21 protein-coding genes and 1 pseudogene are annotated in these 23,090 nt (G+C 62.0%); 16 read left to right on the top strand and 6 right to left on the bottom strand.

Translation table 11 applies throughout. The features are described from left to right. The first annotated feature begins 187 nt into the window (after positions 1-187). A complete protein-coding gene (locus tag BRPE64_RS07205; RefSeq protein ID WP_051180317.1) occupies positions 188-835 on the top strand; it encodes a DUF938 domain-containing protein in 648 nt (215 codons plus the stop codon). Between the two features lie 588 nt (positions 836-1,423). Here the strand turns inward: BRPE64_RS07205 and BRPE64_RS07200 are convergent. Continuing rightward, the gene (locus tag BRPE64_RS07200) at positions 1,424-2,371 is read right to left on the bottom strand and encodes a DMT family transporter (protein ID WP_016345414.1); all 948 of its coding nucleotides are present in this window, start codon (positions 2,369-2,371) and stop codon (positions 1,424-1,426) included. 95 nt (positions 2,372-2,466) lie between these two features. Between BRPE64_RS07200 and BRPE64_RS07195 the strand changes: the two genes are divergently transcribed. The 4 genes from BRPE64_RS07195 to BRPE64_RS07180 all read left to right on the top strand — a co-directional run bounded on the left by BRPE64_RS07195 (position 2,467) and on the right by BRPE64_RS07180 (position 6,863). Then, complete coding sequence (locus tag BRPE64_RS07195) at positions 2,467-3,387, top strand: LysR family transcriptional regulator (protein WP_016345413.1); 921 nt, start codon at positions 2,467-2,469, stop codon at positions 3,385-3,387. A gap of 142 nt (positions 3,388-3,529) precedes the next feature. Next, a complete protein-coding gene (locus BRPE64_RS07190) occupies positions 3,530-4,699 on the top strand; it encodes an aromatic ring-hydroxylating oxygenase subunit alpha (RefSeq protein WP_016345412.1) in 1,170 nt (389 codons plus the stop codon). A gap of 91 nt (positions 4,700-4,790) precedes the next feature. Further along, on the top strand, positions 4,791-5,063 hold the full coding sequence (locus BRPE64_RS07185; RefSeq protein ID WP_016345411.1) for a hypothetical protein: 273 nt from the start codon (positions 4,791-4,793) through the stop codon (positions 5,061-5,063). A gap of 564 nt (positions 5,064-5,627) precedes the next feature. Beyond that, complete coding sequence (locus BRPE64_RS07180; RefSeq protein ID WP_016345409.1) at positions 5,628-6,863, top strand: porin; 1,236 nt, start codon at positions 5,628-5,630, stop codon at positions 6,861-6,863. Between the two features lie 112 nt (positions 6,864-6,975). Here BRPE64_RS07180 and BRPE64_RS07175 read toward each other — a convergent pair whose 3' ends face one another. Then, positions 6,976-7,734, bottom strand: coding sequence for an SDR family NAD(P)-dependent oxidoreductase (locus BRPE64_RS07175; protein WP_016345408.1), 759 nt, complete (start codon positions 7,732-7,734; stop codon positions 6,976-6,978). Between the two features lie 198 nt (positions 7,735-7,932). Here BRPE64_RS07175 and BRPE64_RS07170 point away from each other — a divergent pair, with 198 nt between their 5' ends. Further along, on the top strand, positions 7,933-8,256 hold the full coding sequence (locus tag BRPE64_RS07170) for a hypothetical protein (RefSeq protein WP_044041344.1): 324 nt from the start codon (positions 7,933-7,935) through the stop codon (positions 8,254-8,256). A 22-nt stretch (positions 8,257-8,278) separates the two neighbouring features. Here the strand turns inward: BRPE64_RS07170 and BRPE64_RS07165 are convergent, their stop codons facing one another. Together BRPE64_RS07165 and BRPE64_RS07160 are read right to left on the bottom strand one after the other, a co-directional pair. Continuing rightward, positions 8,279-9,955, bottom strand: a complete 1,677-nt coding sequence (locus BRPE64_RS07165; RefSeq protein ID WP_016345406.1) for a proline-rich domain-containing protein — start codon at positions 9,953-9,955, stop codon at positions 8,279-8,281. Between the two features lie 261 nt (positions 9,956-10,216). After that, positions 10,217-11,260: a DUF2235 domain-containing protein gene (locus BRPE64_RS07160; RefSeq protein WP_016345404.1), complete on the bottom strand. Its 1,044-nt coding sequence runs from the start codon at positions 11,258-11,260 to the stop codon at positions 10,217-10,219. Positions 11,261-11,528: 268 nt separating this feature from the next. On the opposite strand from BRPE64_RS07160, the gene BRPE64_RS07155 reads away from it, so the two are divergent. Both BRPE64_RS07155 and BRPE64_RS07150 read left to right on the top strand, forming a co-directional pair. After that, positions 11,529-11,738 carry a hypothetical protein gene (locus BRPE64_RS07155; protein WP_016345403.1) on the top strand — a complete coding sequence of 70 codons (210 nt, stop codon included), beginning with the start codon at positions 11,529-11,531 and terminating at the stop codon, positions 11,736-11,738. Positions 11,739-11,980: 242 nt separating this feature from the next. Next, positions 11,981-13,108, top strand: coding sequence for a hypothetical protein (locus BRPE64_RS07150; protein ID WP_044042054.1), 1,128 nt, complete (start codon positions 11,981-11,983; stop codon positions 13,106-13,108). Between the two features lie 224 nt (positions 13,109-13,332). Here the strand turns inward: BRPE64_RS07150 and BRPE64_RS07145 are convergent, their stop codons facing one another. Beyond that, the gene (locus tag BRPE64_RS07145; protein ID WP_016345400.1) at positions 13,333-13,659 is read right to left on the bottom strand and encodes a DUF4148 domain-containing protein; all 327 of its coding nucleotides are present in this window, start codon (positions 13,657-13,659) and stop codon (positions 13,333-13,335) included. Positions 13,660-14,045: 386 nt separating this feature from the next. Here BRPE64_RS07145 and BRPE64_RS07140 point away from each other — a divergent pair, with 386 nt between their 5' ends. After that, positions 14,046-14,363, top strand: a complete 318-nt coding sequence (locus BRPE64_RS07140; RefSeq protein ID WP_044041343.1) for a DUF4148 domain-containing protein — start codon at positions 14,046-14,048, stop codon at positions 14,361-14,363. 458 nt (positions 14,364-14,821) lie between these two features. Here BRPE64_RS07140 and BRPE64_RS34050 read toward each other — a convergent pair whose 3' ends face one another. Then, positions 14,822-15,025 (bottom strand): IS110 family transposase, encoded by a 204-nt coding sequence (locus tag BRPE64_RS34050; RefSeq protein WP_016345397.1) that lies wholly within the window; start codon positions 15,023-15,025, stop codon positions 14,822-14,824. A 1,250-nt stretch (positions 15,026-16,275) separates the two neighbouring features. Here BRPE64_RS34050 and BRPE64_RS07130 point away from each other — a divergent pair. The 7 genes and pseudogenes from BRPE64_RS07130 to paaD all read left to right on the top strand — a co-directional run bounded on the left by BRPE64_RS07130 (position 16,276) and on the right by paaD (position 23,063). Beyond that, positions 16,276-17,355, top strand: coding sequence for an acyltransferase family protein (locus BRPE64_RS07130; RefSeq protein WP_051180315.1), 1,080 nt, complete (start codon positions 16,276-16,278; stop codon positions 17,353-17,355). A gap of 530 nt (positions 17,356-17,885) precedes the next feature. After that, positions 17,886-19,152 (top strand): annotated as a pseudogene (locus BRPE64_RS07125) (IS256 family transposase). Between the two features lie 898 nt (positions 19,153-20,050). After that, positions 20,051-20,275, top strand: a complete 225-nt coding sequence (locus BRPE64_RS32795; RefSeq protein ID WP_144063334.1) for a hypothetical protein — start codon at positions 20,051-20,053, stop codon at positions 20,273-20,275. Positions 20,276-20,397: 122 nt separating this feature from the next. Then, a complete protein-coding gene (paaA, locus tag BRPE64_RS07120; RefSeq protein WP_044041342.1) occupies positions 20,398-21,405 on the top strand; it encodes a 1,2-phenylacetyl-CoA epoxidase subunit PaaA in 1,008 nt (335 codons plus the stop codon). Between the two features lie 25 nt (positions 21,406-21,430). Further along, positions 21,431-21,715, top strand: coding sequence for a 1,2-phenylacetyl-CoA epoxidase subunit PaaB (paaB, locus tag BRPE64_RS07115; RefSeq protein WP_016345391.1), 285 nt, complete (start codon positions 21,431-21,433; stop codon positions 21,713-21,715). A 13-nt stretch (positions 21,716-21,728) separates the two neighbouring features. Beyond that, positions 21,729-22,538 (top strand): 1,2-phenylacetyl-CoA epoxidase subunit PaaC, encoded by an 810-nt coding sequence (gene paaC / locus BRPE64_RS07110; RefSeq protein ID WP_016345390.1) that lies wholly within the window; start codon positions 21,729-21,731, stop codon positions 22,536-22,538. Continuing rightward, a complete protein-coding gene (gene paaD, locus BRPE64_RS07105) occupies positions 22,539-23,063 on the top strand; it encodes a 1,2-phenylacetyl-CoA epoxidase subunit PaaD (protein WP_016345389.1) in 525 nt (174 codons plus the stop codon). Positions 23,064-23,090 lie beyond the last annotated feature (27 nt).

The raw sequence follows: 23,090 nt of genomic DNA, 5'->3' as shown, positions 1-23,090 counted from the left end.
GTTTCTCAGCGCGCCGTGCTTCAGCCGGAGGCGGATAGCACGAATCGCGCCCGTGCGGGAGGCGTTTGCCGGTCACGCGATGTCGGCGCGATGACCGCCCGGCGTCTGCACGACATCGAGCCACGCACCCGGCCGGACCGATGCGACCGCAGCAGCACTTTCATCCACACCGTATGCGAAGGCAAACATGACGCAAGTTCCATCCAGTCACGACTCGTCCCCGCCCGTCGATGTCGCTGTGCGCCGCCGCGCGCCTGCTGCCGAACGCAATCGCGATGCGATTTTATCGGTCCTGACGCGCGTGCTGCCTCCGGTCGGTGTCGTGCTGGAGATAGCGAGCGGCACCGGGCAGCATGCGGTTCATTGCGCGGCAGCGTTGCCGCAAATCGTCTGGCAGCCGAGCGATCCGGATGCCGCCTCGCGCGATTCGATCGCCGCGTGGCGCGCTCATGCCGGGCTCGCCAACCTCGGCGCGCCGCTCGCGCTCGACGTGCGTAGCGACGACTGGGGCATCGGCGACGTGGCGGCCATCGTGTGCATCAACATGATTCACATTGCGCCTTGGGAAGCCGCCGAAGCGTTGTTTCGCGGCGCGGGTGCGCATCTGGGCGCGGGGGGCGTACTGTACCTGTACGGGCCGTATCGGCGCAACGGCGCACACACGGCGCCGAGCAACGAGGCCTTCGATGCGCAGCTGCGCGCGAACGATCCCCGCTGGGGCGTGCGCGGTATGGAGACGGTCGAGGAATTGGGCGCACAGGCCGGTCTGATGCTGAAGGAAGTCGTTCCGATGCCGGCCAATAACTTTAGTCTGGTTTTTGAGAAGCGGGGGTAGGGCGCGTGGTGCTCATGAGGATGTATTCGCGCGCAGCACCGCCAGCACGCGACGCAAACACGGCGCGTCAGCGCGCCGTCGCCATCAACGTTGCGTCGCCGATCCAACGCGCCACTGATTCACGGTCGCAGAGTCAGACGCTCTCCCGGACATGGAGAAGCGCGGGTGAGCCGCGATCGGCAGCGTTCAAGAGACTTCTTTGCTCGCAGCGCCGTACGCACGCGACGCAAACACGACGCAAACACGACGCAAACACGACGCAAACACGACGCGCGAGCGCACCGTCGCCAGCCAACGGCGATGGCCGCGACGAACGTGGTGTCGCCGATCCAAGCTACCATCGAACCATGTTCGCCGAGCCGGTTGCTCGCTCGGTCGTCGAAAAAAACGCTTGATCCGCGCCGCGACTGCGTTCACGAGCCCCTCACGCGCAGCGCCGCCGCAAATGCGCGACGCAAACACGACGCTCCAGCGCGCCGTCACCATCAGCGATAGCCGCGACGAACTTTACGTCACCGATCCAACGCGCCACTGATATACGCCCGCGCGGACATAGAGAAGCGCGCGTAAGCCACGCCGCGCCGACACTCACAAAACCCCTTCACCCGCAGCACCCCCCGAACGCGACGCAAACACGCTGCGCCAAGGCACCGACGCCATCAAAGACGCCGCGACGATCATCCCGCCGCCGATCCAGCCCGCCGTCGACACATGCTCGCCGAGCCAGACGCTCGCGAAAAGCGCGCCGAACGCAGGCTCGCTGCCCATCAGCAACGAAACGCGCGTGGGGCTGCTGCGGCCGATCGCATAGTTCTGCGCGAAAAACGCGAACAGCGTGCACGCGAACACGAGATACAGCATCGATCCCCAGAACATGCCGTGACCGGCGAGCGCGGGCAGCGGCTGCCATTGCGACGGCGCGAACACGAGCGCCAGCGCCGCGCTCCCCGATGCAACGACGCCCGCCTGCACCGCAGTCACCGTCAGCGCGGGCAGGGGCGCGGCGCGCAGCACGCGCTTGGTCACGCAGACCGCGAGCGCGCGCAGCACGGCGGCGGCGAGGATCAGGCCATCGCCGAGATTGAAGTCGAACGAAAGCGCGCCGTTGCCCGCCAGCAGCCACGCGCCCGCGAACGACACGCCCACCGCGAGCCACTCGGCCGCGCCGGGCCGCCGTCGCAGGAGCGCCCATTCGGCGAGCGGCGTCAGCACCACGCAGAGGCTAATGAGAAACGCGGCGTTCGCGGCGCGCGTGTGCAAGACGCCGAAGGTTTCGGCGAGAAAGATCGAGAGCAGGAACAGGCCGAGCGTCAGCACGCCGAGCAGCGTGCGTTTGCTCGCGCGCCGCAGATGCCGCAGGTTCACGGCCAGCAGGCAGAAGGTGATGCCGAAGCGCAGCGCAAGCAGCGCCAGCACGGGATAGAACGCCAGCGCGCTCTTGACGATGCCATAGCTGCTGCCCCAGACCATCGCCACGGCAAAAAGCAGCAGATCGGCGAGAGGAAGCAGACGGCGGTCGGGCGATTCGGTTGTCATGCAACGGCTCCGGTAGATGAGCCGTCATTGTCGAATGATGCGTGCGGCGTGATAATCCTGTCGGAACGCATAGCCTTGATGTCGCGAATGCACAAATGAATCCCGCCGATCTGTTTAGTCTTCTGCCCGATATGGCCGTTTTTGCGCGCGTCGTCGATGCGGGGAATTTTTCGCTCGCGGCGCGGCAACTGGGCAGCACGCCATCGACAGTGAGCCGGCAAATCAAGCGTCTGGAGGAAGCGCTCGCCACGCGCCTGCTCGAACGCTCGACGCGCAAGGTGCGCGTGACCGAATCGGGCTATCAGGTGTATCGGCATTGTCGCGACATGGCGGCGGCCGCATCGGGCGCGGTCGATGCCGCCGGGCAGCTTTCCGGCAAGCCGCAGGGACGCGTCGCGCTCTCGGCGCCGACAGCCTACGCCAAATCCGTCATTCATCCGCTCGTGGCGGGTTTTCTCGCGGCGTATCCGGACGTCGATCTGCAACTCGTTTTCGCCGATCACGATATCGACCCGCTTGAGAGCGACGTCGATCTCGTCATCCGCGCGACGAGCCAGCCGCCGCAAGGGCTCGCCGCCCGGCCGCTCGGGCGCGTGCGCTGGCTGTTGTGCGCGTCGGCGGCGTATCTGCGCGAGCACGGCGCGCCGGCGCATCCGCGTGAACTTGCGCAGCACGACTGCATCTATCTGGGTGAGACGGCGGACGATAACCGCTGGCGCTTCACCCGCAGCGGCGAAGCGGCGAGCGTCACGGTGCGCGGGCGGTATATCGCCAATCATGCGGGCGCGCGGCTGGAGGCGGCGGAGCGCGGACTCGGCATCGCCATGCTGCCCGACTTCGCCGCCCGCGACGCGCTCGCGGCGGGCACGGTGCAGACCGTCCTCGCCGACTGGGAGATGCAGGCGCGCGCGTATCAGGGGCCGGTGTGGCTGCTTTATCCGCCCAATCGATTTCTGCCGCCGAAAGTGCGCGCGCTGATCGACTATCTGCATGCGCATCTCGGCCAGCAAGCCTGACGATGATCATGATCGGCATCATCCCGGGCCATTCGATGCGCGCCGAAACGATCGTCGCCGTGTAGACTGCGAATGGTCGTTCATTGCGTCGCATTTCGTCGCGGCGCTTAATCCGATCTCCTTTTCACCGGAGGCGTCGTACATGCACGCAGCGTTGCCGCAGGGCGAGCAAGAAGCCGGTTCAATCGACACGCCATCCAGGCCGCCGCGCGATCTGCGTCGGGTCGACATTCATCCTAATCATTGGTATCCGCTCGCGTGGTCGCGCGAAGTGAAGCGCGGCAAGGCTCACGGCGTGCGCTTCGCCGGCGACCCGATCGTGCTCGTGCGTACCGAATCGGGCCAGGTGTTCGCGCTCGAAGATCGCTGCGCGCATCGGCAGGTGCCGTTGTCGGCGGGCGTCGTCGACGGCGAATCCATCCGTTGCTGTTATCACGGCTGGACCTACGACTGCACCGGCCGCTGCACCGACATTCCCTATCTCGGCCGCGAGCGTCTGCCCAACGGCGTGCGCGCGTATCCGTGCCGGGAGACGGCGGGGCTCATCTTCGTGTTTACGGGCGACCCCGCACTTGCGGATCAGGCCAAATTTCCCGATCTCGGCTCGTCCGCCGACCGCGCCTACAAGACGCGCCGTTTCGGCGGCGACGTGAAGTGCCACTACACCTTCATGCACGAGAATCTGATGGACATGAACCATCAGTTTCTGCATCGGCGGCAGATGGGCAGCATGCGCGCGCGCTCGGTCGGGCGTCGCCGCGGCGACGACTGGATCGAAGTCGACTACACGTTCGCGCGCGAGGCGGGCAAGCAGCCGATCGGCGAGGCGCTGGTGTTCGGGCAGAAGCGCGGCGCGAAGCCCGAAGACGGCCAGAAAGACGTGATGACGATCCGCACCGACTATCCGTACCAGACGCTCAAGATCCGCACCAAGGACGAGACGATGGTGATGGATCTGTGGATCGCCTACGTGCCGCTCGACGCCGAACAGCGCACCAACCGCACCTTCGGCCTCTTGTCGATCCGCCGCCCGAAGGTGTCGTTTCTGCTGGACGCCGCGTGGCCGTTGCTCATCTGGTTTACGGAACGCATCTTCACGGAAGACCGCTGGATCGTCGAACGCGAGCAGGAAGCGCATGACCGGCAGGGCGCGGATCACAACCACGAAGTGTTTCCGGTGATCCTCGAATTGCGGTCGCTGCTTTCGGAGCACGGCGTGCCGCATGGCGCCGGTAAAAGTACAGGCGAGAGCACGGGCGAAACCCGGCGCATCCATTTCATCGAGCGGGTGCAGGAACTGCCGACGCCGTGACCGTGCGCGCTCGACCGGTGCACTCTCGATTGCGCGCGCCGCGCCGTGGCGCTATACAGGAAGCAGAGACCACGTAGGGAGGACGATCATCATGAACACCGACCCGACCGAGCCGCGCGACGACACATCGGAGATCGACGCAGCGCATCCCGAAGTCGAGCACTTCGATGCGGCGATTACGCACGTCGACGAATCCTATGCCGCCGGCAAAATGGCCGCGGGGGCAGCGAAGGGCATCTTGTTCAGCATCATCGAGACGCTCGGCACGCTCGTCGGCGATCCCGATCTGCCGGCGCACGCGCGCTCGGGCTACGAAGGTCTGCTCGAAACCGCCCGCGAACTGCGCTCGAAAATCGAGTCTTAGGCAGGGAGCGTTCGCCTGGGGCGCATCGGTGAAAGGCTGCAACGGCCTTTCGTTTCCCCGCTGCGCCCCGTTGTCCCGAAAGCCGCGTGCAATCGCCGCGGCGTCTGATTAGCCGCGAATCGAAACGTCCGCGCGCGACAAATTTCTCGCAGTCCACTTTGCCCGATCGGGCCGATCTCAGCCGACGGACCTTTTGCGTCCGACGCGCGGCGCGGCTTGTCCCGTCTGCCTGCAATGCTTTCCCGCCCCGGCGATAAGCCCTGAAACCCGCGCCGGACAAGGCTTCCAGGCCAGCGGCGCGCCTGTTCGCAGACGCGGGTTCGCCATCGTGATGTCAGCTAGCTGTCAGTTTCATGCCCGGTTGCCCAATATTTGTGTTCGCGCAAATACTGGTTAACCAGACAGTGAAAAAAAACGACACGAAGATGCGTCTTTCTTTCGCATTCTGACTGTAAGCCATACACTTGCCAGCGAAAAATAACGAGTTGAAACATGCGAAGCCGCCACGGCGGCACCGGTTCCAAAACTCGCCAGAGATAACTGCCCACCGCTTGAGGAGAAAAAATGAAGGGTTTCACGCTGACCAAGGCCGCTGTCGTCGCAGCTACTGCGTTCGCGGCCGCAGCACCGGCGTTCGCTCAAAGCAGCGTCACGCTGTACGGTATCGTCGACGATTCGATCGTTTATCAAAGCAGCCAGACCTCGCTCGGCTCGAACAGCGGTGGCCGCTCGAACGTCAAGATGGCGTCGGGCATCTGGGCGGGCAGCCGTTTCGGCCTGAAGGGCGCTGAAGATCTGGGCGGTGGCAACAAGGCTATCTTCCAGCTCGAATCGGGCTTCAATATCAATACGGGCGGTCAGCAATTCACGAACGCGATGTTCGGCCGTCAGGCATGGGTCGGTTTGACGAACCCCGCCTACGGTACGTTGACGTTGGGCCGCCAGTACACCTCGTACTACACGCTGATGTCGCCGTACAGCCCGACCAACTGGCTGACCGGCTTCTTCGGCGCGCACCCGGGCGATCTGGACGAACTGGACACGATCTACCGCGCGAACAACTCGATCGTCTATACGTCGCCGAAGCTCTACGGCGTCACGGTCAGCGGCTCGTACTCGCTCGCGGGCGTGCCCGACAGCGTGTATCAAGGCTCGACCTGGTCGGCGGCGATCCAGTATCAGCAAGGCCCGATCGGTGGTGCGGTGGCGTTCACGCGCATCAACAACTCGACGAACGGCGGCGGCGTGTACGGCGCGGATTCGACGACCAACACCGGCGGTCAGTCGGGCGTGTCGGCCGTGACCAACGGCTATCAAGGCGCGCAGGCTCAGAATCGCTTCGCGGTCGGCTTGGGCTACACGTTCAACAGCGCGTGGGATCTTTCGGCGACGTACACGAACGTTCAGTACATCCCGGGTATCAACTCGAAGTTCACCGATACGGCCATCTTCAACACGGCCGGCACCGTGCTGCACTGGAAGGCGACGACCGCATGGGACTTCGCCGCGGGCTATAGCTACACGTGGGCAAGCAAGTCGAACGGCATCGACGACGCAGCGTCGTACCATCAGTTCAACCTGTCCCAGTACTACTCGCTGTCGAAGCGCACGGGTCTGTACGCACTAGAAGCATTCCAGCGCGCCAACGGCCGCACGCTCGGTACGCCGACGTTCACGCCGACCGGCGCGATCAACCGTCAGATCAACGCAACCGCGACGATCGGCGATGGCTTCCAGACGGCACCGTCGTCCTCGCGCAGCCAGTTCGCAGCAGGCGTGGGCATCATCCACCGCTTCTAAGCGACGCTTCAGGCTACACGTTGCGGCTTCACCGCCGCGACACGAAAACCGGACGCCCAGGCGTCCGGTTTTTTTTTCGCCTCTCGCGCGACGGCGGACGCAGAAAGCCGCCTCAGATAAACATTCCGCCCGACACTTCCACGCGCTGCGCCGTCATCCAGCGATTGCCGTCCGAGAGCATCGCCGCAATCGCACCGCCGATATCGTCCGGCACGCCCACGCGCCCGAGCGCCGTGTTCTGCGCGACGAACTGATTGACGTCGTGATCGTCGCGCACGACGCCGCCGCCAAAATCCGTTTCGATTGCGCCCGGCGCGATGGTGTTCACCGTGATCCCATGCGGCCCGAGCTCTTTCGCCAGATAGCGCGTGAGCACTTCGATGCCGCCCTTCATCACGGCATAGGCCGCATAGCCCGGCAGCGCGAAGCGCGTGAGACCGCTCGACACGTTGACGATCGCGCCTTCCTCGTGGAGATACGGCAACAGCGTCTGCGTCAGAAAAAACGGGCCTTTCAGGTGGATGTTTACGAGCTCGTCGAATTGCGCGGGCGTCGTTTCGGCGAAGGGCGCGTGGACGCCGATGCCCGCGTTGTTCACCAGAAAGTCGAAATTCTCGCGCTCGAAGGTGTCTTCGAGCGTCTTGCAGAGCGCGTCCGCGAAGGCGGCGAACGTGTCCGATCGGGCGATGTCGAGTTCGAGCACGGCCGCGCGGCCGCCGGCTTGCGCGATGTCATCGACGAGAGATTGCGCCGCCTCCGCATTGCGCTGATACGTGCCGATCACGCCCGCGCCCTGGCGCGCGAGGTGCAGCGCGGCATTGCGTCCGAGTCCGCGGCTCGCGCCGGTGATGACCGCAACCTTGCCGTTCATGGGTCCGTTCACGGTGAGTGCTCCTTTTCGCGTTTCGTGCGTGGGCAATGGTTCACTGTAGGACGGCGCGATGCAGGCACAAAGGCGTGTCGATGCTGCGCCGCAAAGACGCCGCACAGACGCCGCACAGGCACGCCGCGCGTCGGGCGCGGCCCTTGCTCGTTCATACGCGTCGCGGCACTTACCGGAGAACGCACCATGACCCGCTCAGACAACGAAGCCGGATTCGAACGTCCTTTCAGGCTCTTCGCGGTGGAGCAGCGCGTGTTGGCGCAGAACGTCGATGGCAAGGTGATCGACATCGGCGCGATGGAGGCGAACAACGGGCAATTCTGCGCCCGCATGGATTCCGGCGACATTGCGACGGAGCCGAAACGCAGCGCCGAACTCGCGCTCAAGGCGCTCGTCGGGCAACTCTCGTTCGACTATCTCGACGGCCTCTTCACCAGCGAGCGCGAAGCCGAGGTGAGCGGGCGGCTGCAGGATTATCCGGGCGTCGAATTCGAACTCGACGATCTCTGATTCAACCCACCGCGACGACGCATCACGCGCCCGGCGGCGGCCCCAGCGGCGCGTTGCCCGGCAGCGTGGCTCTTGCGACCGCTTGCTTGGGTGGACCGGACGTAGCGCTCGGTCCATTCGGCCCAGGCGGCCGGGGCGCGCCGCCATCGGGACGGGCGGGCCGCGCGGGTGCATCGGCGCGTGGCGGAAACATCGCGCCGACGAGCCGGTCGACGAAAAAGAAGAACTTATCCGAGGCGTAGCCCGCGATAAAAGCGACCGCGAGCGGCGACACATCCTTGCCGCCTTCGAGCAGTTTGCTGAACAGCCCGATCGAAATCCCGACGATGATCGCGCTCGTCACATGCGCGCGGTTCGCGACTTTCGAATGCTCGGGGTGAAAGGTGTTGGCGGCCGAATCGGCGGAAAGCTGCCGCAGAATCGCCGCGCACGCGCCGAGCCACGCGTACAGCACGGGCAGCAAAAAGCCCGTCACCGCGCCGACGATCGACAGGATGATGTCGTTCGCATAAAGCGCCATCGCGCGGATGTCCTGATACACCGCGATTTTCTGGAAGCCTTGCTGAACGGCGTCGACATCCGAGGGCGGATTGGTGTCGCCGGGTTCGGCATTCGGCTTGGCGAGCAAGGGCAGCGTGATTTCCAGCACCTTGCGCGCGACGTCCGGATTGCATTGCCAGTCGCCGCTGCCGACCTGTCCGTCGTAATACTTGGGCGAATGCGACGTGCGATAAGCGCCCTGAAAATTGAGCACGTTTTCTTCGGCGTCGCAGGGCGCCTTGTAGGGGCTGCGGATCGCGCCCAGTCCGAGACTCGTCGTGAATGCGCTGATGCGCGACACGTCCGCGAAAAGCTGCCGGTTGTTGGTGGCGAAGTTCTGCAGTTCCTCCTTGATCTGCAGCGCGGGCTGCGAGTTCTGCAACGCGACGATCGCGGCGAGATCCTTCTTCTTGTCCGCCTCGGCGATGGCCACGGCATGCGCCTGCAACTGATTGTGCAGCGTGAGCGCGGCCGTGTCGTTGCCCTTGACGACCATGGCGATATCCGTCGACACCTGATTGGCGACGAACAGCAGACACGACAGCGACACGACGAGCAACGTCAGCGCGATCGCCGAATGCGTGTAGATGCGGATCGCGCGCCGCGCGCCTTCGCGGGCTTCCTCGCCGGCCGTCTCGGCGACGACCGGCGTCACCGCATGCGCGATACGGCTCATCGCCGCGTAGAACGCGCTCTCGATCTCGGGATTCCACGTGTGATCCTGCTGCGCGGCGCGCGCCTTCGACATCGCTTCGATATCGTGTTCGTCGAGCAGCCGGCCGTTCTGCGCGCCGTACGAAACCATGTCGCGGCAGTGGTCGAGATCGTCGACGATGCGTCGCCCCGGATATTGCACCGATGCCGCGATGCGGCTCATCGCGGCATAAAACGCGCTGCCGATCGTGCGATTCCACACGCCGTCGTCGAAGGCGGCGCGCGCGTTGCGGACTGCATCGACGTCTTCTTTTGTGAGGAGCGTGCCGGTTTCGGCCGCATGCGAGATGAGCGCCTCGCACTTGGCGAGGTCGGCTGCCACGCGCGGGCCGGGCTGGCCGTGGCCGTTGTCCGCGTCGGTGTCGCCCTTGTTCTCGCTCGCGGGCGGCTCGTTCTCGCCGCGGGCGCCGTGTCCGGCGAATTCCGGTGTCGTGGGTACGCTCATGCCCGTCTCCCATCGTGTCCGGGCGGAGCATGGGCTGCGGGCGGACATCGTCTGAACCGTGCGCTTCAGGCGAAATGATTTCGCATGCAACTATTTACGCACGGTGCTCGAAGCTACGCGTCGCGGGACGCGATTGATTTGCATCGCAAACGTTTGGTAATCGCATTCTAGGCGTCGAATCGGGCGGCCGTGTGCGTGCATGCGCACACAAAGCGTCATGCGCTGCGGAATCCTGACTTATTTTGCGACTCATTTCCCGGCTCATTTTCCGACGGGCAATGCACGCAATTGAGCGACGAGCGCCGGATACATATCGAGAAATCCGGGCGTATCGAGACGCGCGAGCAGACTCGGATCGATTGTTTCATTCAGCGCGCGGCCGGCCTCGCGTGGTTCCTTTTTGCATACTTCCTTCAGAAACAAGTGGTGCTTCGTGAACTCGGTGTAGGAGTCGATCGGCGCGGAATCGAATGCTTGCGGCGGAATCGCGATCGGACCGTCCATCTTCAGTTGATGATTCACCGCGCAGCTGCGCAGCCATTCGGCGGGAATCAGCGGCAACAGGTCTTCCGGATTGCGCGGCGGGCTTACATAGCCGCCGCCGACATTCGCGTGCGCGCCCGCGAACCAGCGCTGTTCGAGCGGCAGCGCGCCGCGTGCGTCTTTGCCGGGCGTCCACAGCGTCGGCTTGTAGAGCGAGCGGAATTCGTTTGCCGCGATCGCGTGATAGGCGGCTCGCGTGGTGTTGGAGAGCGTCGTGTCGTGGAACTTGTAGTAACTCGAAAAGCCCGGCACCGGCAGGCCGTCGAGCGGAATGCCGAGTTCGCCGACGGTATCCCATACGCCGATGAATTCGACATCCACCTCGCGCGCAAACTGCTTGCGGAAATCCGTGACCGGCTGATCCGACGGCCCGACTTCGCGATCGCGATAGATGCCGTACGCCTGATCGATCGATTGCGCGCTCCAGTCGTTCATGAGGCCGCATTTGCGGATGAGTCCCGCGAGACTGCGGGCCGAATAAGCGCCGCGGCTGAAGCCGAAGATGTAGATGCGCGCGCCCGGACTGTAACGCTGGCACAGCCACGCGTAACCGCTCTTGATGTTGTCGCTCAGACCGTCGCCGAATGCGCCGCCCAGAAACTTGTTCGCCAGCGCAAAAAGCCCGCTGCCTTGTGTGCCGACGCCGGGCACGTAGAAGGTTTCCTGCTGGTCGGTTTCGGGCGCGAGCTTGTAGAGGAGATAGGCGTTGGTGCGGTCGTTGGGTTCGTTCCAAGTGCCGTCGAAGAAGATGGCGAGATTCATGAGGGCGGGTCTCCGGAAGCTGGCTCGATTCGATCGCGTCTGTATGACAAAAGACGTCTTGCTGTAAGGAATAGGTAATTGGAGAGCCGTGCGCAAGCGCGCATTGGATGAAAGCGTGCTTCGTGCGCGGGCGCGCTGGATTTTGGCGGATAGGCGTGGGATACGAGCGTGTCTGACGCCGCCCGGCGACGCGCAGCTTTTGCGCCGATGTGCGATGCTAATCGGGCGGTCGATGGGGATCTGGCCGCTCAAAATCGCGGGGTGAATCATGAGAAGAACGCATTTCGCCACGGTCATCGTCACGGCGGCGCTCGCCGTATCGGCTACGTCCGTTTTTGCACGCGACGACGGCCCGCGTTTCGCGCAGGACCGGCTCGATGCGATCGTCGCGCAGCACCAGGAAGCGAGCCGGCATATCGCGCAGACGCCATCGCAGGAGAAGCGCGCACAGCACAAAACGCAGCAGGGCGCGTCCTGAGCTGACTCGGCGGCGGCAGCGGATCGCGATGGTCCGCTGAGCCGTTTGCGTGGTCTGCATTGCGGGTTCGAATGCCCGCTGAAAACCGGCGTGCAATGCGCCGGATGAGATCGTTTGTGTGTCCGGCGATCGATGGCTCCGGCATTTTCTTCACGCCCAAAGGTATGAAATTTGCGACCGCGCACCGGGTGCTCCGCGGCCGTGCGCCGACGATTCCTGCCATCACCATCACCCGAGAACCCATGACAAGGAAAGCCCTATCGATCGCCGTCATCTCCGTATCCTTTCTCGCCGCGGGCTGCGCGGGCATCGGCCCGACGCGGCTGAAAGCCGATCAGGTCGACTACGCCCGCGCACTCGGCGACGCGAAAAAGCGTGAAATTCTTGCCGCGATTGTCGGATTGCGCTTCGCCGACGCGCCGTCGTTCCTCACCGTGAGCAGCATCATCGCGGCCTATTCGTTCGATGCCAGCGGCGGCGCCATCCTCAACGCAGGGTCGGGTGCGCAGCCGAACTACGCGCAGGCGACGGGCAGCGTCTCGTACTCGAACCATCCGACCTTCACGTTTTCGCCCACGACCGGCGATGCTTACGCGAGCGCCTACATCCGCCCGCTCTCGCCGACGCTCGTGATGCCGCTTGCGGAAAGCGGCATTCCGGTCGATCTGTTGCTGCGGATCACCGCGCAGTCGATCAGCGGCTTGCAGAACGGCACGGCGCTGGCCGGACCCAATGCGCCAGGATCGCCGCAATTCTTTCTGCTGTTGCAGGCATTGCGTCGATTGCAACTCGCGGGCGAACTGAACATCGAATCGCGCAATTCCGACGATGACAAAGCCGACAGCAAAGGCGGCAAGAAGGCCAAGGCCGGGAAGGGCAACAGCGGGGACAAGGGCGGTGTTTTCATCACGCTCGGTGCGACGCGCAGCGGATCGAACAAGGAAGTGGTCGACGATCTCGCGCTCGTGAGAAAGCTTCTGCATCTCTCGCCGAAGATGAAGACTTACGAGATCGTGTACGGGCAGGCGTCGGATCAGAACCGCATCCCGATGGTCACGCGCTCGGTGCTCGGCATCCTCACCGATCTCGGCGCGCAGATCTCGGTGCCGTCCGAGCAGGTGGGCAGCGGAGCGACCAAGCCGACGATCGGCCTTATCGGCGGCGAGACGCGGCCGACGATCATCGTGAGGACGAGCGAGAAGCCGCCGAAGGACGCCTACGTGAGCGTGCTGTACGACAAGGCAACGTACTGGATCGATCGCGGCGATTTCGATTCGAAGTACGCGTTCACGGTCGTGCAGAATTTGATGGCGCTGGCGGAAGTGACGGAATCGGCGAAATCGCCGGTGGTCACTATTCCGGCGAACTGATTCACGTGGTCATTCGCGGTGCGGACGCGTTTGTGATTGCGTTCGACGGGGACGTTCCGATGCGACGTTCGTCGCGCGAGGATTGCATCATGCATTCGGTATGCAAGATGCCCATGTGCATTACGCATTACGCATTACGCATGCAAAACGCAAAAGAGCGGCATCGTGACGATGCCGCTCTTTGCTGTATCGACCGAATCGTGTCGGCCGGCGATATCGTCGGCTTACTGGCCGAAGTACGCGCCGAGCGCACGCGGCTGAGCCGTCGTCGTGCGACCCGATTGAGACGAACCCGTTGCCACCGAACCGTAGTCGCTCGTTTGCGTCGGCGCTTGCGCGACGGTTTGCGCGCTTACGCGAGCTTCGGCAGCCTGGATATTCGACGGATACGACGGGTCGCTGACGTTCGGGTTATAGCCGGCCTTTTCCAGCTGAACCAGATCGGCGCGCACTTGAGCGCGGGTGAGTTGCGAGTCCGATTGCTGTGCGAAGGAGAGCGCGGGAACTGCGATCGCGGCGGCAACGGCAACTGCGGAAATAAGCGTCTTCATGGTAACTACCTCCGATTCGGATTTCTGACGATGCTGCCGTTTGTGTTAAGCAGCTTGTGAACGGAGTGTAAAGACGCGGACACTGAAGATCATTCTCGTTTCCGTTGAATGATCCTTGTCGATACGGAAATAATCGACGTTGCGTTGCACGAAGTGATCCGTTTTTCGCTCGATGCGTTAGGCAGATTGTCTGCCTCGGCAGAATTTGCCTGCTGCTTCGCAACATCACGTTGCCTGAATCACGGCCGTTTCTTGCGAAATCCGTAACGATGCTTCTGTGCATCGGCGAATGATCTTCAATGGGTGTGTATCTACACTCCCGTCGTTCGCTCGGCGCGTTTGAGTTCTTAAGACGCCGGGTCTAATCGATAAAGGGAGAGTCGATTATGAAGTCGTGGGGTCAGGCAGCCATCGTTGCAGTCGTCTTGTCCACGCCGCTCGCCGCGTTCGCGCAATCGAGCTTACCGGCAAGCCGCGCGGAAGTTCGCGCCGAGCTTGTGCAGCTCGAAAAGGCCGGTTATTCGCCCGCAGCGGAAGACGCGTCTTATCCAGCGAATCTGCAGGCTGCCGAGGCGCGTGTCGCGGACGTCCGCATGGCGCGAGCGCAATCGGACAGCGGCTACGGTGCATCGACGGATAGCGCGGCCCGATCGGGCAATGGGAGCAAACGCGTCGATCCGCAAGGCGTGTTCTTCGGCCAATAAGCGACCGGGACGCAAACGATCCGCAGTCGATGCCTGCACGAATGTTGAAGCGGGTTCCGAGCAGCAGTAAGCCGGTCGTTTGCATGCAAAACTCAGTGTATGGTCAGCCGGGATTCTGCAACCTCGATTTGTTACCTACGATAAAAATGCTTGCGCAAATGTATCCGGGCTAGAAATGGGCGCGGATCAGAGGGCACGGCCTTCGATGATGAGCCGCGCCCGACTGTCCTAAAAAAACTTAGTCTCGTGAGGACTGGAATCAGGTTTTCCGTCGAACCGTGCGCCGTTATCTTCATCACAAGTTAATGGTCGCAAAAGCAGGCAATGCTAGTCAGGCGGAACGCGGATGCGCTTGATACTCTCCACCCTTAGCCAGCATCGCCCACACGATTCTGGCCATTTTGTTGGCTAGCGCAGGCAACAACGTTCGAGTGACGACGTTACAGAAGGGCTTGCATCTAGGTATCGAGCGCATCAGAGCGTTGTTTGGCAAAGCGCATGCCCGCGCGCACCGTGCACCAGCAGACTTCGCAGATGTTTGTCACCGCGCTTGGAATGCCCGGCAGCGTTGCCCGGCCACCAGTCGAGTGCTGTCGGGGCACCAAGCCCAGCGAGGCGGCGAAGTCGCGCCCGCGCTTGAATCCATGCACGTCGCCGGCCATCGCCAGCAAACTGCTCGCGGTGATCAGGCCGATTCCCGGAATGGTAAGGCGCCGCTGGCCGGCTTCGTTGTCAGCCAGATGGCGCTTGAGCTCGGTCTCAAGTTGAGTGATTCATCGCTGAGTTGGCCATAGCGACGGTGCAGGCGCAGCAGCAGGGCCACCATCGGCGGCAGCAGCACGCGTGGCCAGACCGTCGAGCAGCACGAGCAGGCGTGTGACGGCAAGTGAGCCCACCGCCAGGCTGATGCCAAATTCGAGCAAAAAGCGTGGATCTGATTACGCGTGAGCGCGCGTTCGGCCACCAGCGCTTCACGCACCCATGATGGGGAAGCAGCGTCTGCTGCTCGGGCGTCTTGACGGCGATAAAGTGCATCGCCGGACGCGAGGCTGCTTCGCAGATTGCTTCGGCGTCGGCGAAATCGGTCTTGTTATCTTTGACGAACTGCGGCGCGATTAATCGCACTTGATTACGCCACTGAGAATGGCCGAAGATGTCTTGAGCGTGCAGGAGAAACTAGGGCTTGTCTAGGTCGACACCAATCAACGCCGCGTTTGCTGTGATGGCCTCCAAAAAATGAAATAACCTGATCACCGTAAGCCACTCGGGCCATTTTCGGTCAGGGTGACCATCTTATTGAAGGCACTGCGATTTTTCGCAGCGCCTATTCGGCGAAGCTTTTGATTCAATTGGTACTTCTTGTCGGGTGGCCGATGGGACGCGAACTCACGGCGACAGGAATCACAATCCTAATCTTCTAACGTTATCTTGCAGGCTTTTTGCACGGTGTGAGTGGGAGCCCAGTCCGTTTTCGGGCCATTGATTTTTTAACTTATGCGGACTTCGTTCCGATTTTCCAGGCGGCTTTTCAGCGCTGCCCCAGCGTTTGTGTACGTGGAGGCCGTTCATTGGCTTCAAATTCAGCCTCTGCATCATCTCGCTGTTCGTCCCGCCCGCTGTTCCCCGTGCAGCCGGTCACGCTGTCGGCCGACATGACGCTCACGATCGGAGCAGTCCTGGGTGTGGCTTCCTTTTCGCGGGAAAGCTCAGGCGGATATGCGAGTTCAGGCTGATAGCAGAGGGTGAGCCAAGGGGGCGGCGCGCCGCTACATGGAGGCACGCGGCCGAGCAGCAAACAGCAAAGCTTGTTGCGTGGCTCCGAAAATTAACTTTTTTGCGACCAAGGCCGCAATAAAAAAGTGCTACCCTTATAGATTGTTAGTTATCCAAATTAAAAAAGCGAGAGAATAAATTGAAGGACAAGTTGCATTCGGTTCAGGCGCTACGCGCCTTGGCGGCCGTGGTCGTCATCGCACTCCACATGTCGCTAGAAGTCGGTTTTCGCGGATGGTCGCGGCACGTGTCTCAGGTATTCGAGGGATGGGGAAATTTTGGCGTCGATGTTTTCTTCGTAATTTCCGGCGTCATCATGATCGTCACGACCGGTAATGTAACCCCTAGCCGCGCCTCGGCCGCGGCTTTCCTGAAGGCCAGACTTATTCGCATCGTGCCGCTATATTGGCTGTGCTCAACGGTCATGGTAATGATGCTGGTGCTGTTGCACACGCAGTTTGCACACAATCGGCTAGACCCGGCGCACGCGGTTTGCTCCTATCTGTTCCTACCCTGCGAAAATCGGTACACAGGCCATTGGTTCCCCGTCCTGCCAACCGGCTGGACGTTGGTCTATGAGATGTGGTTCTACCTGACGTTCGCATGCGCGCTGCTTGTAACGAGACGCCGCGCCGAGGCAGTAGCCATCTTCTTTTTGTGCTCTACTGCACTTGGATTCCTGTGGAGCGGCGGGTTGGCGTTCCGGACATACACAAATCCGCTAATGTTGGAGTTTGTTGCAGGATGCTGCATCGGAGAACTCTATCGGCGTGGGACGATGCTCAGCAAGAAGCTTTCGGCTGTGCTCTTCGTCCTTGGAGCGGGACTCATGATTGCAACAAACCCGATCACAGTCGGCGATCACGAGAGAGTAGTTTTCTGGGGTATTCCGGCTGCCTTACTGGTGGCGGGCGCGCTTTTTCTTGAGCGTGCTGGTGCGTGGCGGTCGGCGCGATTGGTTGAGACCATCGGTGACGCCTCGTACTCGCTGTATCTCACACATGTCCTCTTGATGTATGCGCTCTCCGTGATCGCCCGCAAACTTGACTCGTCGATGCGTCTTCCCGGCGATGCTGTCTGGGCTGCGTTCGTCGTCGCAGCAGTTGTGTTGGGTGTCATCACATATCGCTACGTCGAGTTGCCAATTCAGCATTGGCTTCGGCGTCGCGCTAGCCCGAGCGCGGTAGGTGGGATTGCCGCTAAAAAACGACCCAGTTAATAGGCACGTTTCAATTTTTTTCCACGGCGCATCACCCTAACTCGGATTGCGCCGGCTCGTCTTTCTCGGGCTGCTTGTATTTGGTGTGAGTGACATGCTCACGGCACCAAGCCGACTCGTCGCAGGTGGTAAAGCTTCCGCATTTGCCTTTCTTGGACTGGGGATTCGCTGCGCCCCAGGTTCCATCGAAGAATTTTGCTGATTGCGCCGCAGGCAGTCGCGCTTGATGATCAGCTTCGGTCGAGCGGACGGCACGCCCGCAGCAGCGGGAGAGCTGCTGCGCTTCTTATGTCCGGTGATGATCACTTTCGCGCTCTTGTATATAGCGATCACCTGTCGTCGCGTCGAAGATGTTTTTCTTCATCATAGTGGTGACTGTCAAAGCCATTTTCAGATGTCCGCTTTGGGCGTGCGGCTTCTTGGACTGAGTTATGTCGTCAGCTCCATCGGGCGAAGCCCTTCGCGACCGGCCCTATCCGAAATTTCGTGGTCGAGGCATATCACGAAGGATCGAGGTCATGGATATTCAGATGAAAAAGAAACGTACCGTCGCCTCTCAGGCAGCGGCCCATGGGCCGCTGCCTGAACTGCCTGAGGGGCTGCTCGATGAACTGGTGAAGGGCCCGATGACGCCCGCCGAGGTTCACGACCTGATGCTGGCGTTCAACAAGGCGCTCATCGAACGCGCGATGGGCGCAGAAATGAACATGCGTCTGGGCTACCGGCCCGGCCAGCTCAAGCCTTCTGCGCAGACCAATGAACGCAAGGGCGCCAGCGGCAAGACAGTGATCACCGAGCGCGGCCCGGTACGGGTTGATTTGCCGCGCGATCGTGAGGGCAGTTTCGAGCCCCTCCTGATTCCCAAACACGAGCGCCGTTTCACCGGTTTCGACGAACGCATCATCGCGATGTACGCCCGTGGCATGAGCGTGCGCGAAATCCAGGCGTTTCTGGCCGAAAGCTACGGCACCGAGGTCTCCGCCGACTTCATCAGCTCGGTCACCGACGAGGTGATGGCCGAAACGCTTGCCTGGTAGAACCGTCCGCTCGAGCCGATGTATCCGGTGGTGTTCTTCGACGCGCTGCGCGTGAAGATCGGTGGCGACGGCGTGGTGAGCAACAAGGCGGTGTATCTGGCGCTGGGAATCCAGGCCGACGGCCAGCGCGATGGGCTCGGCCTGTGGATCGAACAGACCGAGGGCGCGAAGTTCTGGCTCAAGGTGTTTAATGAACTGAAGACCCGGGGTTGTCAGGACATCCGGATCGCAGTGGTCGACGGCCTGTAGGGACTGGCCGAGGCGATCGGCACGGCGTACCCGCGCACGACCGTGCAGACCTGCATCGTGCATCTGATCCGTAACAGTCTGGAATATGCCAGCTACAAGGACCGCAAAAGCGTCGCCGCAGCGCTGCGCTCGATCTTATGCAGCCGCGGGCGAACAGGCCGCGAAGCAGGCACTGGAGGTCTTTGCCGAAGGGCCGTCTGGCGCGAAGTATCCGACCATCGTGCAGCCATGGCGACGGGCGTGGGAAAACGTCACACCGTTCTTCGTGTTTCCGTCCGACATACGGCAAGTGGTGTACCCCACGAACGCCATAGAGAGTCTGAACATGCAGTTGCGCAAGATCTTCAAGACACGCGGCCACTTCCTCAACGACGAGGCAGCCATCAAGCTACTGTGGCTGGCCCTGCGCAACGTGCTGGCTAAGTCCGTACGGGCGGCATTCGACTGGTTCTCCGCCATGAGCCAGTTTGCCATCCTGTTTGGTGAACGCTTCACAAACGCACGTGGGTAATTCCGCTAACCGCCTCGCATACAAAATTGCGGACGGGTTCGGCTTCGGCGCGGATACTTAGAACCCAATGACACCTTTTATCCACACTTGTTCATAGAATTTGGGCTGATCGGCGGCGCACTTTGGCTATAGATGGTGCTTCGATACGGATTCAGCGCCCGGTGCAATCGAATATGCCTGTTTATCGTCGTAAGTTTCTGTTTTGCTGATGCCTTCATTTGCATTCGCGTCATCGTCTTATGTCTTCGCGGCGCTGCTCGCGATGTACATTTTCCGTGATCCCGAACGTGAATTAAGTGCCCGGCGATCTGCGAACAAATATGGGCAGCGGGATATTCCAGCGGCGCGGCGTAATATCGGGGACACCCGCCTCAAGGGCGACCGCGTCGTGAGGCGTGCTGGCTGAAAGGAAAAAGCCCTGCACGCGGCTCGGCAAGTGCATCAGACGAATCTGGGCGCAGTACACCCGCTCGGGTTCAATATGACCGAGTCGCCACGCAATTCAGAGCCCGATAGCGAATCGCTGTGTTTCGATTTTATGGCCTCCTGTCTTGTTGGGGCGGCATGCGAGCCAGGGCTCGGCGTTTCGGTGCGTCATCCACCGTCCCGATACGCCGGGTCTGCGAAAGCACTCGCGCCTCAGCTTGGCGAAACGCCGAAGTTCAGCGCCTCAACTCGTCTAGATGGCGCTTCCGCAACTCGCGGTCATGCTCGTCCAACAGTTCTCTCACCTTGTCCCAACTGAAGCCGCGTGTGCTGCACCTTGCGGATCAGGCAGTGCATATCCGTACGCGTCGGCTCTTTATTCATCTGCATTATGCGGGAGTTCGTCGAGCGAAGGCGGGTCTGGAGCGAGCGGTTCATGGCGCTTTAGGTGCTATCTGGATGTAGAGTCGATATGCTTGCCCAAGTCGACACCAATCAACGTCGCGCCTCCAAAAAGGGAATGGCTCGATCAGCATATGCCAATCGGGCCGTTTCGATCGGTCTGACCACCTTATTTAATACGTTTCTCGCGCGCGTGCGCGATCGCGAAGCAACCTCCGCCGCAGGCTTCCCGGTGGTTTCGCCCAGCCTGTATTTCAGCTGGGCTTTTTTGCATTCATGGCCGCCGGGCGTTTGATCGGTAGAGGGTTTACGAGATGCTATTTCTATCCAAAAATAACAAACAAAATTAATCAACCGTCCGGTCGGTTAATAGATATACTTCGCTCCATCGCATCTCAAAAAGACGGTGGCCCCTGCATGTACACCCAATCCCTCGACCTCCCAACTCCCACACCCGCCGTCCCAGGCGAGGCCGCCGCAAGCACATCCCCCGCACAAACCCGCTTCGACGCGACCATGCAGGCCGACGGCAAGATCGAGCCGCAGGACTGGATGCCTGAGGCGTATCGCAAGACGCTGGTGCGGCAGATTTCGCAGCACGCGCATTCGGAGATCATCGGCATGCAGCCGGAGGGCAACTGGATCAGCCGCGCGCCGAGTCTGAAGCGCAAGGCGATTCTGCTGGCCAAGGTGCAGGACGAAGGCGGCCACGGTCTTTATCTGTACAGCGCAGCGGAGACGCTCGGCGTCTCGCGCGATCAACTCGTCGATGCGCTGCACGCGGGGCGCGCCAAGTATTCGAGCATCTTCAACTATCCGACGCCCACGTGGGCCGATGTCGGCGTGATCGGCTGGCTGGTGGATGGCGCCGCGATCATGAACCAGATCCCGCTGTGCCGCTGCACCTACGGCCCGTATGCGCGCGCGATGATCCGCATCTGCAAGGAAGAGTCGTTCCATCAGCGCCAGGGTTTCGATGCGCTGCTCGCGATGATGAAGGGCACGCAGGCGCAGAAGGATCTCGTGCAGCAGGCGGTGGACCGCTGGTGGTGGCCGGTGCTGATGATGTTCGGCCCGAGCGACAAGGATTCGATCCACAGCGGTCAGTCGTTCGCGTGGGGCATCAAGCGCATCTCGAATGACGATCTGCGCCAGAAGTTCGTCGATGCCACCGTCGAGCAGGCGAAGATTCTGGGCGTCACGCTGCCCGATCCGGATCTCAAGTGGAACGCGCAACGCAACGCGCACGACTACGGCGAGATCGATTGGGAAGAGTTCTGGCGCGTGGTCAATGGCGATGGCCCCTGCAACAAGGAGCGGCTCGCCACACGCGTGAAGGCCCATGAGGAAGGCGCGTGGGTGCGCGAAGCGGCGCTCGCGTATGCGGAGAAGCAGAAAGCCCGCGCACACAAGCAAGCGGCTTGAAGACAGGACACGGGAGATATCGAAGATGAACAAGGAATGGCCGATCTGGGAAGTGTTCGTGCGCAGCAAGCAGGGACTGGATCACAAACACTGCGGCAGCCTGCACGCACCGGACGCGGGCGCGGCATTGCGCATGGCACGCGACGTGTACACGCGTCGACAGGAAGGCGTGAGCATTTGGGTGGTGCCGTCGGCGGCGATCACGGCATCGGACCCGGCGGACAAGGGCGAGCTGTTCGAGCCCGCGAGCGACAAGATCTACCGGCATCCGACGTTCTTCGTGCTGCCCGACGAAATCAATCACATGTAAGGGCGAGCGCGACATGAGCCACAAGCAGAGTCACGAACATCTCGCCTACGTGCTGCGTCTGGCGGACAACGCGCTGATCCTCGGCCAGCGCAACGCCGAGTGGTGCAGTCACGGCCCGGCGCTGGAAGAAGACATTGCGCTGGCGAACATGAGTCTGGACTTGATCGGCCAGGCGCGTCTTCTCTATACGCATGCAGCGACGCTCGAAGCGGCGCTAAACGGTACGAAGAAAACCGAAGACGATTACGCATACTTCCGCAGCGAGCGCGAGTTCGCGAACTACACGATCGCCGAGTTGCCGCACTTCGGCCCGCTCGCGGGTACGGCGCGAAGCGAACGCGACTATGCAGTGACGATCGTGCGCAACTTCCTGTACTCGGCGCTGATGGCGCAGATGTGGACGGCGCTGCAAGCATCGAACGACGCGCAACTCGCGGCGATCGCGGCGAAGTCGATCAAGGAGACGAGCTATCACCTGCATCACGCGCACGACTGGCTGGTGCGACTGGGCGATGGCACGGAGGAGTCGCATCGACGCATGCAGGCAGCGCTCGATTATCTGATGCCGTACACGCGCGAGTTCTTCGCTGTCGATGCAACCGAGCAAGCCGTCGCCGATGCAGGCATCGCGCCTCTGGCAAGCGAGTTCGAAGAAGCGTGGCGCGAACAGGTGACATCCGCGCTGGAAGAAGCGACGCTCGTGGCACCCGCTGAAGTGAAGCACATCAGCACGGGCAAGCTCGGCGAGCATTCGGAGCATATGGGCTATCTGCTGGCGGAAATGCAGAGCCTGGCGCGGCAACATCCGGGCGCGAGCTGGTAAATGGATACGACCAACGCAAGCATCGAGCGCGTGTGGAGCGTACTCGAAGCGGTGCCCGATCCGGAGATACCGGTGGTGTCGATCCGCGAGCTGGGCATTCTGCGCGATGTGCGTCACGGCGACGATGGCGTGCTCGAAGTGGTGATCACGCCGACATACTCGGGTTGCCCGGCGATGTCGCAGATCGCGGAGGACATCGCGCAGGCGATCGATGATGCGGGATTGGGCGCGCATCGCATCGAGACGGTGCTGGCGCCCGCGTGGACCACCGACTGGATCACCGACGAAGCGCGCGAGAAGCTGCGCCGTTATGGCATCGCGCCACCGACGGGCGCTTGCGGCAGCATTCCGGACACGAGCACGAAGCCTATTCGTTTCGTGCCGTACAAAAGGGAAGCGATCGCATGCCCACGCTGCGGCTCGACGCACACCGAGCGGCTTGCGCAATTCGGCTCGACCGCGTGCAAGGCGTTGTATCGCTGCGTGGATTGTCGCGAGCCGTTCGATTACTTCAAGCCGTACTAAACCGAATTCACTGCATTCACTGAAAGC

It is taken from the genome of Caballeronia insecticola (assembly GCF_000402035.1).
Classification (GTDB): Bacteria; Pseudomonadota; Gammaproteobacteria; order Burkholderiales; family Burkholderiaceae; genus Caballeronia; species Caballeronia insecticola.
The sequence above is the reverse complement of the archived record's forward strand: the minus strand, read 5'-3'. Positions and strand labels throughout refer to the sequence as shown.

Excerpts from the sequence above, each read along its gene's own strand:
- BRPE64_RS07190 (WP_016345412.1), top strand. The coding sequence starts at position 3,530 with ATGCACGCAGCGTTGCCGCAGGGCGAGCAAGAAGCCGGTTCAATCGAC.
- BRPE64_RS07170 (WP_044041344.1), top strand. The coding sequence starts at position 7,933 with ATGACCCGCTCAGACAACGAAGCCGGATTCGAACGTCCTTTCAGGCTC.
- BRPE64_RS07145 (WP_016345400.1), bottom strand. The coding sequence starts at position 13,659 with ATGAAGACGCTTATTTCCGCAGTTGCCGTTGCCGCCGCGATCGCAGTT.
- BRPE64_RS07195 (WP_016345413.1), top strand. The coding sequence starts at position 2,467 with ATGAATCCCGCCGATCTGTTTAGTCTTCTGCCCGATATGGCCGTTTTT.
- paaB (WP_016345391.1), top strand. The coding sequence starts at position 21,431 with ATGAACAAGGAATGGCCGATCTGGGAAGTGTTCGTGCGCAGCAAGCAG.
- BRPE64_RS07180 (WP_016345409.1), top strand. The coding sequence starts at position 5,628 with ATGAAGGGTTTCACGCTGACCAAGGCCGCTGTCGTCGCAGCTACTGCG.
- BRPE64_RS07185 (WP_016345411.1), top strand. The coding sequence starts at position 4,791 with ATGAACACCGACCCGACCGAGCCGCGCGACGACACATCGGAGATCGAC.
- BRPE64_RS07200 (WP_016345414.1), bottom strand. The coding sequence starts at position 2,371 with ATGACAACCGAATCGCCCGACCGCCGTCTGCTTCCTCTCGCCGATCTG.
- paaA (WP_044041342.1), top strand. The coding sequence starts at position 20,398 with ATGTACACCCAATCCCTCGACCTCCCAACTCCCACACCCGCCGTCCCA.
- BRPE64_RS07140 (WP_044041343.1), top strand. The coding sequence starts at position 14,046 with ATGAAGTCGTGGGGTCAGGCAGCCATCGTTGCAGTCGTCTTGTCCACG.
- BRPE64_RS32795 (WP_144063334.1), top strand. The coding sequence starts at position 20,051 with ATGCTTGCCCAAGTCGACACCAATCAACGTCGCGCCTCCAAAAAGGGA.
- BRPE64_RS07160 (WP_016345404.1), bottom strand. The coding sequence starts at position 11,260 with ATGAATCTCGCCATCTTCTTCGACGGCACTTGGAACGAACCCAACGAC.
- BRPE64_RS07150 (WP_044042054.1), top strand. The coding sequence starts at position 11,981 with ATGACAAGGAAAGCCCTATCGATCGCCGTCATCTCCGTATCCTTTCTC.
- paaD (WP_016345389.1), top strand. The coding sequence starts at position 22,539 with ATGGATACGACCAACGCAAGCATCGAGCGCGTGTGGAGCGTACTCGAA.
- BRPE64_RS07205 (WP_051180317.1), top strand. The coding sequence starts at position 188 with ATGACGCAAGTTCCATCCAGTCACGACTCGTCCCCGCCCGTCGATGTC.
- paaC (WP_016345390.1), top strand. The coding sequence starts at position 21,729 with ATGAGCCACAAGCAGAGTCACGAACATCTCGCCTACGTGCTGCGTCTG.
- BRPE64_RS34050 (WP_016345397.1), bottom strand. The coding sequence starts at position 15,025 with ATGGCCGGCGACGTGCATGGATTCAAGCGCGGGCGCGACTTCGCCGCC.
- BRPE64_RS07155 (WP_016345403.1), top strand. The coding sequence starts at position 11,529 with ATGAGAAGAACGCATTTCGCCACGGTCATCGTCACGGCGGCGCTCGCC.
- BRPE64_RS07165 (WP_016345406.1), bottom strand. The coding sequence starts at position 9,955 with ATGAGCGTACCCACGACACCGGAATTCGCCGGACACGGCGCCCGCGGC.
- BRPE64_RS07175 (WP_016345408.1), bottom strand. The coding sequence starts at position 7,734 with ATGAACGGCAAGGTTGCGGTCATCACCGGCGCGAGCCGCGGACTCGGA.